12 protein-coding genes are annotated in these 10,940 nt (G+C 67.4%); 5 read left to right on the top strand and 7 right to left on the bottom strand.

Annotated elements, in window-relative coordinates; all coding sequences use genetic code 11:
• Positions 1-227 (top strand): transposase (locus ACIGII_RS16350; RefSeq protein WP_399657579.1); only part of this gene is annotated, 227 nt, incomplete at its 5' end.
• A gap of 67 nt (positions 228-294) precedes the next feature.
• Here ACIGII_RS16350 and ACIGII_RS16345 read toward each other — a convergent pair.
• The gene (locus ACIGII_RS16345; RefSeq protein WP_399639919.1) at positions 295-1,197 is read right to left on the bottom strand and encodes a LysR family transcriptional regulator; all 903 of its coding nucleotides are present in this window, start codon (positions 1,195-1,197) and stop codon (positions 295-297) included.
• A gap of 97 nt (positions 1,198-1,294) precedes the next feature.
• On the opposite strand from ACIGII_RS16345, the gene ACIGII_RS16340 reads away from it, so the two are divergent.
• Complete coding sequence (locus ACIGII_RS16340) at positions 1,295-1,933, top strand: NAD(P)-dependent oxidoreductase (RefSeq protein WP_399639917.1); 639 nt, start codon at positions 1,295-1,297, stop codon at positions 1,931-1,933.
• Between the two features lie 355 nt (positions 1,934-2,288).
• Here the strand turns inward: ACIGII_RS16340 and dinB are convergent, their stop codons facing one another.
• Positions 2,289-3,356: a DNA polymerase IV gene (gene dinB, locus ACIGII_RS16335; RefSeq protein WP_399639915.1), complete on the bottom strand. Its 1,068-nt coding sequence runs from the start codon at positions 3,354-3,356 to the stop codon at positions 2,289-2,291.
• A gap of 242 nt (positions 3,357-3,598) precedes the next feature.
• Here dinB and fabA point away from each other — a divergent pair, with 242 nt between their 5' ends.
• Together fabA and fabB are read left to right on the top strand one after the other, a co-directional pair.
• Entirely contained in the window at positions 3,599-4,114 is a 516-nt protein-coding gene (gene fabA / locus ACIGII_RS16330; protein WP_314104449.1) for a 3-hydroxyacyl-[acyl-carrier-protein] dehydratase FabA, read from the top strand.
• Positions 4,114-5,322 carry a beta-ketoacyl-ACP synthase I gene (gene fabB / locus ACIGII_RS16325; protein WP_399639913.1) on the top strand — a complete coding sequence of 403 codons (1,209 nt, stop codon included), beginning with the start codon at positions 4,114-4,116 and terminating at the stop codon, positions 5,320-5,322. Before fabA ends, fabB begins: the two co-directional genes overlap by 1 nt.
• Before the next feature lie 279 nt (positions 5,323-5,601).
• Here the strand turns inward: fabB and ACIGII_RS16320 are convergent, their stop codons facing one another.
• The 3 genes from ACIGII_RS16320 to ACIGII_RS16310 are packed head-to-tail and all read right to left on the bottom strand — an operon-like array spanning position 5,602 to position 8,131.
• Positions 5,602-6,300: an HAD family hydrolase gene (locus ACIGII_RS16320; RefSeq protein WP_399639910.1), complete on the bottom strand. Its 699-nt coding sequence runs from the start codon at positions 6,298-6,300 to the stop codon at positions 5,602-5,604.
• Positions 6,297-7,016 carry a pseudouridine synthase gene (locus ACIGII_RS16315; protein ID WP_399639907.1) on the bottom strand — a complete coding sequence of 240 codons (720 nt, stop codon included), beginning with the start codon at positions 7,014-7,016 and terminating at the stop codon, positions 6,297-6,299. Before ACIGII_RS16315 ends, ACIGII_RS16320 begins: the two co-directional genes overlap by 4 nt.
• Positions 7,013-8,131 carry a class I SAM-dependent methyltransferase gene (locus ACIGII_RS16310; protein ID WP_399639905.1) on the bottom strand — a complete coding sequence of 373 codons (1,119 nt, stop codon included), beginning with the start codon at positions 8,129-8,131 and terminating at the stop codon, positions 7,013-7,015. Before ACIGII_RS16310 ends, ACIGII_RS16315 begins: the two co-directional genes overlap by 4 nt.
• Before the next feature lie 152 nt (positions 8,132-8,283).
• On the opposite strand from ACIGII_RS16310, the gene ACIGII_RS16305 reads away from it, so the two are divergent.
• A complete protein-coding gene (locus ACIGII_RS16305) occupies positions 8,284-8,547 on the top strand; it encodes a hypothetical protein (RefSeq protein ID WP_399639902.1) in 264 nt (87 codons plus the stop codon).
• Positions 8,548-8,577: 30 nt separating this feature from the next.
• Here the strand turns inward: ACIGII_RS16305 and ACIGII_RS16300 are convergent, their stop codons facing one another.
• Complete coding sequence (locus ACIGII_RS16300) at positions 8,578-8,868, bottom strand: DUF3247 family protein (RefSeq protein ID WP_399639900.1); 291 nt, start codon at positions 8,866-8,868, stop codon at positions 8,578-8,580.
• Between the two features lie 19 nt (positions 8,869-8,887).
• Positions 8,888-10,906, bottom strand: coding sequence for an ATP-binding protein (locus ACIGII_RS16295; protein ID WP_399657576.1), 2,019 nt, complete (start codon positions 10,904-10,906; stop codon positions 8,888-8,890).
• Positions 10,907-10,940: the final 34 nt, after the last annotated feature.

The raw sequence follows: 10,940 nt of genomic DNA, 5'->3' as shown, positions 1-10,940 counted from the left end.
TCTCTCAAAGCATGTCCCGCAAGGGAAATTGTTTCGATAACGCTGCAATGGAAAGCTTTTTTGGCACGCTGAAAGAAGAATTCTTCCGACTGAAGGACTTCTCCAGCGTCGAGGAGCTGGAGAGTGGCCTGGAACGCTACATCCGGTACTACAATCACAAGCGCATCAAACTCGGCTTGGGTGGCATGAGTCCGATTCAATATCGGACACAAGCCTCCGCAACCTAGCCCCAACTGTCCAACATTTGGGGGTCAGCTCACCTGCGTGTCCCACGCGAAGCCAGATCCAGACGCGTCAGATCCGCGCCAGGAACGCCTCCCCCGCAAACCGCTCCACCAGGAAATCCAAAAAGCGGCGCATCACCGCCGGCAACTGCCGCCGCGACGCATAGACCGCATGGATGCCCATCTCCTCCACCTGGTACTCCGGCAACACCTCCACCAGCTCACCCGAACGCAGCAGCGGCGCGATCTGGTACGTCGGCAACATCGCAATCCCCGCCCCCGCCCGCACCGCCTCCAGCAACAGCGACGCCTCGTTGGCACTGATGTTGCCGCCCACCGCCACCGAAATCGCCCGCCCCTGCCGCTGCAGCTGCCACACGCTTTTACCCACGTAGTGATGGGTAAGACAGTTATGCCCCGCCAATGCATCGGCACTGACCGGCGTGCCCCGCTCGCCCAGATACGAAGGCGCCGCGCACAACACCGACCGGCACGGCGCCAGCCAGCGCGCGATCAGCGCCGGGTCGATCGCCCGCGAAATCCGCACCGCCACATCCACCCGCTCCTCCACCAGGTTCACCACCCGGTCCACCAGCAACAACTCCACCCGCGTCAGCGGGTGCCGCCGCACGAACTCCGCCACCGCCGCCGCCAGGTGCAGCTGCCCGAACGACACACTGGCCGTCACCCGCAACACCCCATGCGGCTCAGGGTTGTCGCTGGCCACCTCGCCCTGCAGCTCATCCCCGATCGCCAGCATCTGCCGGAAACGCAGCAACGCCGCCTCCCCCGGCCCGGTCAGGCTGATCCGCCGCGTGGTCCGGTGCAGCAGCCGCGCCCCCAGCCACGTCTCCACCTCCGCCAGATACCGGGTCACCATCGCCCGCGACATGTCCAGGGCCTCCGCCGCCGCGGTCAGGCTGCCGCGCTCGGCCACCTCCACGAACACGTGCATTGCAGCAAGACGGTCCATCTGATCGATCCGCGCAACAAATTAGCCCGTTATACGCGGTTTTTCGTCCGGTTTCAGGGGCATATGCTGGCCTTCCTCCCGCAACGGAACCCACCCCATGAAGATCGCCCTCGTCGGTGCCACCGGCAACATCGGCCGTGAAATCACCCGCCAGGCCCTGGCCCGTGGCCACCAGGTCACCGCCATCGTCCGTCGCGACAGCGGCCTGCCCGCCGAGCTCGACGGCGCCCAGCTCGCCGTCGCCGCCCTCGACGACACCGACGCCCTCGCCGCCGTGATCGCCGGCCACGACGTCCTGGCCAGCGCCTTCGGCCCGCGCCCCGGCGATGACCCGTCCACCGTCACCACCGTCACCGCCGAGCTGGTCAAGGCCGCCCGCCAGGCCGCCGTCCCGCGCTTCCTGATGGTCGGCGGCGCCGGCACCCTCGAAGTCGCCCCCGGCGTACAGCTGGTCGACACCGAAGGCTTCCCCGATGCGTACAAGCCCGTTGCCCTCGCCGCGCGCCAGGCGTTCAACCTGCTGCAGAACGTGGATGACCTGGACTGGACGTTCTATTCGCCGGCGGCTGAAATCGGCCCGGGACCACAGAAGGGTGGATTCCGCACCCAGGCCAAGCAGTTCCTGGTCGGCGCCGACGGGCACAGCCGGATCAGTTACGCCGATTACGCCGATGCGTTCGTGAGTGAGATCGAGAAGCCGCAGTACGTACGGACGATTGCGACCGCGGCGTATTGATCGAGAGTGGTGATGCGCGGCATGTGGTGATTTTCATGCCCCACCGCGCGTCGCATTGCCATCGGCGGTCGATTGGGATGCGGCCCTACCGTCGTCCCACCTACTTGAGAACAGTGCGTTCAGGTTGCCGTCGGCCGTCGGTTGCATTGCGCAGTTGCTCCCGCTGTTCATTGGGTGCCAGCCCAGCTTGGGCGGGCCGGCGGGGGCGGGTTGGCGGGACTGTAGAAAACATGGATGTTTTCTACAAGCCCCCAAGGATGGGTTCACGGCGTGTCCCGCCAACCCGCCCCCGCCGGCCCGCTACCCGTAGCAATGAAACCCCGCTGTTGCTGTTGCGGTTGCGGTTGCGGTTGCTTCAGTCAAACAGCCCCATCTGGCTGACCGGCTCACGCTCGCGGAACCCGCCCAATCCCACACCCACCAGGCGATAGCGCGTCTCTGACGGCAAATCCACGCGCGCGCGCAACGCAAGCGCGATATCGCGCAACTCCTCCAGCGTTTCCGGCGGCGATTCCGGCGTGAAACTGCGCGTGATGATCCGGAACTGCGACGTCTTCAACTTGAGCACCACCGTGTGCCCGATCCGGTCCGTCTTCCGCGTCGCGTTCCACGTCTTGCCCGCCAGCGCCACGATCGCCGGCTCCAGCGCCTCCAGCGGCAGATCCTCCGCGAACGTGTCCTCCGACGAAATCGACTGCACCGGCTGGTCCGGTTCCACCGGACGCTCATCGATACCGCGCGCACGCCGGTACAGACTCGCACCGAAACTGCCGAAGCGCCCTTCCAGCTCCTCCAGCCGCAACCCCCGCAGATCGCCCACCGTCACGATCCCGAGCTCCGACAGCTTGCCCTCCATCACCTTGCCCACCCCCGGCACCCGCTTCACCGGCAGCGGCATCAGGAACTGATCGATCCGGTGCGGCGGCACCACGAACTGCCCGTCCGGCTTGCGCCAGTCCGACGCGATTTTCGCCAGGAACTTGTTCGGCGCGATCCCCGCCGACGCCGTCAACTGCGTCTCCTCCCGGATCTGCGACCGGATCAGCGCCGCGATCTCCGTCGCCACCGTCATCCCTCCCTTGTGCACCGTCACATCCAGATACGCCTCATCCAGCGACAACGGCTCCACCAGATCCGTATGCCGCAGGAAAATCTCCCGCACCTGCCGCGACACCGCCTTGTAGCGCACGAAATCCGGCGGCACGAATACCGCATCCGGACACAGCCGCTCCGCCCGCAACGCCGGCATCGCCGAACGGATCCCGAATACCCGCGCCTCGTACGACGCCGCGCACACCACCGAACGCGCCCCCTTCCACGCCACCACCACCGGCAGCCCGCGCAGCGTCGGATCGTCGCGCTGCTCCACCGACGCGTAGAACGCGTCCATGTCGACGTGGATGATCTTGCGTTGTGCGGACACGGCGGCAGCTCAGGGGGTGTGACGGCAGGAACAGATGAACAAGATTACAGCCACACGCTTGAGTATGGTCTTTTCATAACAACGACATGCGTTTTTCAAGCTGAAAACACTACGCCAGCGTACGGTTAAAACGTTTGATTGAATGCAAATTACTCTGCACTCTTGGGCACTTTCAACGGCAACCATCCGCCGCGTCCAGCGCCGGCAACCCCGATGTCCACCTCTCCAGGATTGCGTTTTCCATGACTCGTCTCCACGCGTTCTCGCGCGAACAGCTGCTGGCCAGTGCCCGCGGCGAACTGTTCGGGCCGGGCAGCGGTCGCCTGCCCAACGATCCGATGCTGATGTTCGATCGCATCACCGACATCCGCGATGAAGGCGGTCCACACGGAAAAGGCTACGTGCGCGCGGAACTGGATATCCGCCCCGACCTGTGGTTCTTCGGCTGCCATTTCATCGGCGACCCGGTGATGCCCGGTTGCCTGGGCCTGGATGCGATGTGGCAGCTCACCGGTTTCTACCTCACCTGGCTAGGCGCCCCCGGACGTGGCCGTGCACTGGGCTGCGGTGAAGTGAAGTTCACCGGCCAGGTGCTGCCCGACGCCAAGCGCGTCAGCTACGAAATCGACATCACCCGCGTCATCAACCGCAAGCTGGTCATGGCGCAGTCCGATGCGCGCATGCTGGTCGATGGCCGCGAAATCTACACCGCCAAGGACCTCCGCGTAGGTCTGTTCACTTCTACCGAGAACTTCTGATGCGTCGCGTCGTCATTACCGGAATGGGCATCACCTCGTGCCTGGGCAACGATCTGGACACGGTGTCTTCCGCCCTGCGTGAAGGCCGTGCCGGCATCCGCAGCCTGCCCGACCATGCCGAAGCCGGCCTGCGCAGCCACGTCGGCGGCAACATCGAACTGGACCTGGACGCGCAGATCGACCGCAAGCTCAAGCGCTTCATGAGCGATGCCTCCGCCTACGCCTACATCGCCATGCGCGACGCCATCGCCGATGCCGGCCTGGACGAAGCACAGGTGGTCAACCCGCGCACTGGCCTCATCGCCGGCTCCGGCGGCGGCTCCAGCCAGTGGCAGGTGGAATCGGCCGACATCCTGCGCGCGCGTGGCGTGCGCAAGGTCGGCCCGTACATGGTGCCGCGCACCATGTGCTCCACCGTGTCGGCCTGCCTGGCCACCGCGTTCCAGATCAAGGGCCTGAGCTATTCGCTGTCCGCCGCCTGCGCCACCTCGGCGCATTGCATCGGCGCCGCCGCCGACCTGATCCGCCACGGCGCCCAGGACGTGATGTTCGCCGGTGGCGGTGAAGACCTGCACTGGTCGATGAGCGTCATGTTCGATGCGATGGGCGCGCTGTCCACCCGCTTCAACGACACCCCTGCCACCGCGTCGCGTCCGTACGACAAGGACCGCGACGGCTTCGTCATCGCCGGCGGCGGCGGCATGCTGGTGCTGGAAGATTACGACCATGCCGTGGCGCGCGGTGCGCGCATCCATGCCGAACTGGTCGGCTACGGCGTCACCTCCGACGGCGCCGACATGGTCGCCCCGTCCGGCGAAGGCGCGGTGCGTTGCATGCACATGGCCATGCAGAACCTGACCGGCCCGATCGACTACCTCAACACGCATGGCACCTCGACCCCGCTCGGCGATGTCACCGAGTTGAAGGCCGTGCGCGAGGTGTTCGGCGACGCGATTCCGCCGCTGTCGTCGACCAAGGCGCTGTCCGGTCACTCGCTGGGCGCGGCCAGCGTGCACGAGGCGATCTACTGCCTGCTGATGATGCGCGACGGCTTCATCGCCGGCTCGGCCAACATCGGCGAACTGGACCCGGCGGTGGAAGGCTTCCCGATCGTGCGCGAAACCCGGGACATGCCGTTGAACACGGTGATGTCCAACAGCTTCGGGTTCGGCGGCACCAATGCCGCGCTGGTGTTCGGGCGGGTGTGATCGCCTTGCGGGATGAGTGCAAAAGACCCGGCCATGTGCCGGGTTTTTTGTGGGGTGACGGTTGGAAAGATGCGGGTGGAATGACGGGGGGAATTCCAGGTAGAGCCGACTGTCAGTCGGCTGCCTTTGGCGGGCCAATGATCGCGCTTCGCGCTTAGCCGACTAACAGTCGGCTCTACCTTTCGGCTCTACCTTTCGGCTCTACCTTTCGGCTCTACCTTTCGGCTCTACCTTTCGGCTCTACCTTTCGGCTCTACCTTTCGGGTTTACCTTTCGGGTTTACCCTTCGGCTTCAGCGTCGCTTTGCAGCAGCGGAAGCAGCAGTGCGTGGGCGTCGGTGAGCGATTCCACGATGCGGTGGCCGAGCGCGCGCAGGTCGGCATCCGGGTGCACCAGGTCCGGGACCTGGATCGCGGTCATGCCCGCGCCAACCGCCGCGCGGATGCCGGCCGGCGAGTCTTCCAGCGCCAGGCAGCGCGCCGGGTCCTTGCCCAGTTTCCGCGCCGCCAGCAGGTAGATGTCCGGCGCCGGCTTCGGGTGGGCCACGTCGCTGCTGGTGACCACGTGGTCGAAGTAGCCCAGCAACCCCGCCGCCGCCAGTTTGCGCGACGCGCGCGGCTCGCGCGTGGAGGTCGCCACCGCGCGCGGCAGGGCGTGCGCCTGCAGCAGCTGCAGCAGCGCCACGATGCCCGGGCGCAGCGGCAGCCCCTGCTGGGTGCGCGCTTCATACAGGGCGTGGCAGCGCGCATACAGCGCGGCCACCTGCGCGGCGTCGATGTGGCGCAGCAGCCGCTGTTCGCAGTCGCGGTCGCCGAGTCCGACCATGCCCAGCCAGAAGTCGTCGGCGAACGGCAGCTGCAGTTCCCGCGCCGCCTGCGACCAGCACGCGATGGACACCCGCTCGCTGTCGATCATCAGGCCATCCATGTCGAAGATGACCGCCTCGGGCAGGAACGGCAGCGCGGCAATGGCGGTCATGGCGCGTCGGTCAGGTGCCCGGTGAACAGCGTGTCCAGGTCGCCCGCATCAAGCATGCGCCACTCGCCTTCGGGCAGATCGCCCAGCGACAGCCCACCGATGCGGCTGCGGTGCAGGGCCTGCACGTGGTTGCCCACCGCAGCGAACATGCGCCGGGCCTGGTGATAGCGGCCCTCGTGCAGCACCAGCTCCGCGTCGCGCGGCGAGCGCACGTGCAGTTCGGCCGGCAGCAGCGGTTTGTCGTCGGACTCCAGCAGCAGGCCGCCGCTGGCGAAACGCGCCGCTTCATCGCCGGCCAGGTCCTGCGCCAGCGTCACCTGGTAGGCCTTGTCCAGCCGCGACTTCGGCGACACGATCCGATGCAGCAGCGCGCCGTCATCGGTCATCAGCAGCAGCCCGCTGGTATCGCGGTCCAGCCGACCCACCGACGACAGCAGCGGCGAACGCTCGCGGAAACGCGGCGGCAGCAGGTCGTAGATCAGCCGGCCCTTGTCCTTGGTCGAACAGGTGTAGTCGCGCGGCTTGTGCAGCATCAGGGTCAGCCCCAACGGCGGGTCCAGCGGCTCGCCCTCGACCCGGATGTCCGCGTGCGCCACCTGGTCGTCGGCATACAGCACCTCGCCGTCCGCATCGGTGATGAGCCCCTCGCGGAACATGCCCTGCACCTGCTTGCGGCTGCCGTAGCCCAGGTTGGCCAACAGCTTCACCAGCTTCATGCGCGGCCCCCGCGGCCCCACTTCGGCTCGGTACTGCGCGGCGCCCGGGCGGGACCGGCGCTGCTGCTGGCCTTGGTCGCCTCGATCAGCTTGAAGCCGTCGCGCTCGGCAGCCACCCGGACCTGGCCGAAGCTTTCATTGAGGATCTGCTCGTACGGCAGGTGGCGGTTGGCCACCAGCCACATCCGCCCACCCGGGCGCAGCGCCTGCGCCGCCACGGCGATGAATCGCTGGCCGATGTCCGGACGGTCGGCGCGGGCCGGGGTGTGGAACGGCGGATTGGTCACGATGAAGTCGTAGCGGCCTTCAATGCCGGCGGTGACGTCCTGCCAGTGGAAGCCCAGCCGCGCCGGCGAGCCCAGCGCCTCCAGGTTCACCCGGGCCAGTGCCAGCGCGCGCCCTTCCGCTTCGAACAGGTCCAGCCCGGTCACCTTCGGGCAGCGCTGCAGCACTTCGCTGGACAGGTAGCCGAAGCCGGCGCCCAGGTCGGCACCGTGGCCGGCCAGGTCGGCCGGCAGCTGTTCCACCAGCAGCGCCGAGGCCGGGTCGATCCGGTCCCAGGCGAAGATGCCCGGGCGACTCTGGAACCGCCCGCCCAGGATCGGGCGCGGCGCGTCCAGCGCCTCCCAGCGCTGGGCCAGCGTGGCGTCGTGCTGGCCGTTCAGCGGCGGGGTCCAGTACACCCGGCAGTGGTTCTTGGTCATCTTCCCGCCCAGCCCGGCCAGCTGCTGCAGGTCGCCCTCACCGGAGCGCGCGCCTTCATTGTTGTGCTGGCAGGCCACCACGATGCCGCCCGGGGCGGCCAGGGCCAGGGCCCGGGCGAACAGGGCCCGGGCCTCCTCACGCTGGCGCGGCGGCAGCACCAGCACCAACGCGTAGCGGGTGCCATCCTCGGCCAGCTGCTGCTCGTCACGCACGGTCCAGCCACTGGCTTCCAGTGCGTCGGCGAACGGGCGGAAGCTCTGCTCGCAGACCAGCTGCCCGGGCTGCGCGCGTTCACGCAGCGGCCAACCGTCGCGGGCGCGCAGGAACAGCACCGGCCCGTTTGGCCAGCTCAGCGCGCCGCCGAAGGGCAGCAACAGGGTTTCCAGGGGAGCGTCGTGCTGGGCAGCCATGCGGGGGCACATCTTGAAAAGAGAGCGCCATTCTACCGTTTCGCCCCATCGGCCTCGTTCCTGACGCAATTTGCGTTTATTCAACGCTGCCTTGATGCCATCGCAACATGCACTGGGTCAGGGTGAAGGCTCATTCGTAACGGAGGTAGCTCATGCGCGCATTGTTCGTCGGTGGCGTGGTCGACAACAGCGAAATGGACCTGGAAGGCGCGCAGCCGCCGGTCCACTACCCCGAGGACACCGGCGGCGGGCACGCCCGTTACCGCCTGCACCAGATCGGCCGGCAGACCGATGGCAGCGTGGCCTATGCCGTATACGGGGCGCCGGACATTACCGATGAGGAAGTGGCGCGGGTCGCCGACGAGCGCGCCTATGCCCGCCGCTTCGAGGCCGAACCGCAGCTGTTCGAGCGTTGAGTCACGGTGCCGGGCCAGGCCCGGCACCCCTCATTCCACCGGGGGCAGCGAGCGCACCGCGCGGATCTGGTCCAGCCACAGCACGTGCTGCTGGTCGGGCGCGGCCAGGTCGTCCAGGCGCAGCTGGCCGTTGCTGCCTTCGTTTTCGCCCGCGTCGCGATACTGCTGCACCGTGGGCTGCACCGCCACGGTGCCGTGCAGCACGCTGCCGTCGTCGAGGGTGATCTCGACCTGGGTCTGGCCTTTCAGCTGGGGCAGCAGCGCCTCGAGCGCGGCGATGTCGGCCGGGTCGGTGTGGATGGTGGGGGCGTAGCGGGACATACCGATTATTCCTTTGGCGTCAGCGGTTGCCAGCCAGCACCGTGCGTACCGCCGATACCAGCTGGGCGACCGAATAGGGTTTGGCCACGTGCTCCTGGAAGCCCGACGCCAGCGCGCGCTTGCGGTCGTCGGCGCGGGCCAGGGCGGTTACCGCCACCACCGGCAACGCGTTCGCGTCCAGGCCGAATTCATTGCGCAGGGTGCTGACCAGGCCGTAGCCGTCCATGCCCGGCATGCCGATGTCGGTCAGCAGCACATCCACGTTCTCGTGCCCGCCAGCGTCCAACAGGGCCAGCGCTTCCCCGGCCGAGGCCGCTGCGGTCACCTGCGCGCCCTGCTCTTCCAGCAGCCGGCGCAGGTATTCCAGCACTTCGGGCTGGTCCTCCACCGCCAACAGGCGCAGGCCTTTCAGGGGATACGGTTCAATCAGCTGTTCGTGGATCGGGCCACTGAACACCTCGCGCAGCGGCCGGCCGTCGGCCTGCGGCTGGTAGCGGGGCAGCTGCACGGTGAATTCGGCGCCGCGGCCATGGCCCTCGCTGTTGGCAGTGACCGTGCCGCCGTGCAGTTCCACCAGCTGCTGCACGATCGCCAGGCCCAGGCCCAGGCCGCCGTGGCGGCGCGTGGTGGTGCCATCGGCCTGGCGGAACCGGCTGAACAGATGACGCAGGAATTCGGGGGCGATGCCGTCGCCGGTGTCGACCACGCTGACCGACCAGTGCGCGCCATCGGTGGTCAGGGTGACGGTGACCGACCCGGCCGCCGGGGTGAATTTGATCGCATTGCTGAGCAGGTTCCACAGCACCTGCTGCAGGCGGGTGGCGTCGCCCAGGACCAGCGCGGGCTCGTCCGGCATCACCAGCTGCATGTCCAGCGCCTTGCCTTCGGCCACCAGCTCCTGGGCGCGCAGCGCCTCGGTGAGCTGGGCGCGCAGGTCCAGCACTTCCACTTCCAGCTGTACCTTGCCCAGCAGCATGCTGCTCAGGTCCAGCATGTCCGAGATCAACCGCTTCTGCGCCATCGCGCTGTTGGCGATCACGCCCAGTCCCTTGAACAGCGGGCTGGTGTCGTCCACCCGCTGCAGCAGCAGTTCGCTCCAGCCCAGGATGGTGGTCAGCGGCGTGCGCAGTTCGTGCGACAAGGTGGCCAGGAATTCGTCCTTCAGCCGCGCCATGCTCTCCGCGGCGTTGCGCGCGGCGCGCTCGGACTGCAGCAGCTCCTCGCGCGCCATTTCGATCTCGCGCCGCTCGGTCACGTCGGTGCTGCTGCCGGCCAGCCCGATGAAACGCCCCACGCGGGAGAAGCGTGGCTGCGCGTTCATTTCCAGCCAGCGCCATTGGCCGTCGGCACGCAGGCCGCGCACCAGCACCTGCATCGAGCGCTGTGCCTTCAACGCGGCCTGCAGTTCGTACTCGAACACCGAGACGTCGTCCGGCTGCACCAGGCCGCGCCACACATCTTCCGGCACGCGTTGTTCGTCGCCGCCGAAGAATTCGCTGAAGGCGCTGTTGACGAAGCGCGCATGGCCCAGCTCGTCCAGCACCCACACCGGCATCGGCAGGCCGTCAGCAAGCGCGCTGAAGCGCGCCTCGCTCTCGGCCAGCTCCACTTCGATCTGCTTGCGGTTGGTGATGTCGAAGAACAGCACCGCCACCCGGCGCTCATGCGCCTCGCCGACCCGCATCGCTTCCACCGCATACCAGCGTCCCAGCGCGCGGGCTTCCAGCTCGAACTGCTGCGAACGGCCGGTCGTGGCGATCTGGCCATACACCCGGTACCACTCGCTTTCGTGGTTGGACTGCAGCTCGCTCATCAAGCGCCCGGACGCATTGCTCAGGCCGGTGTTGCGTTCGAAGGCCTCGTTCACTTCCAGGAAGCGGTAATCCACCCCCACGCCGTTCTCGATCATCACCTCGATGATGCAGAAGCCCGCGCTCAGCCCTTCCAGCACCGCGCGGTGCAGAGAAGGATCGGGCGCTGGAGCCACGGGGGGCGAGCGGGTCGGGGTCGATGCGGTCAGGCTGGACAAGGGGGTCAAAGGAAGCAACTGAAGGCGCAGAAGGAGACAGCAT

The sequence above is a fragment of the Stenotrophomonas sp. NPDC077420 genome, from assembly GCF_044543385.1.
Classification (GTDB): Bacteria; Pseudomonadota; Gammaproteobacteria; order Xanthomonadales; family Xanthomonadaceae; genus Stenotrophomonas.
The sequence above is the reverse complement of the archived record's forward strand: the minus strand, read 5'-3'. Positions and strand labels throughout refer to the sequence as shown.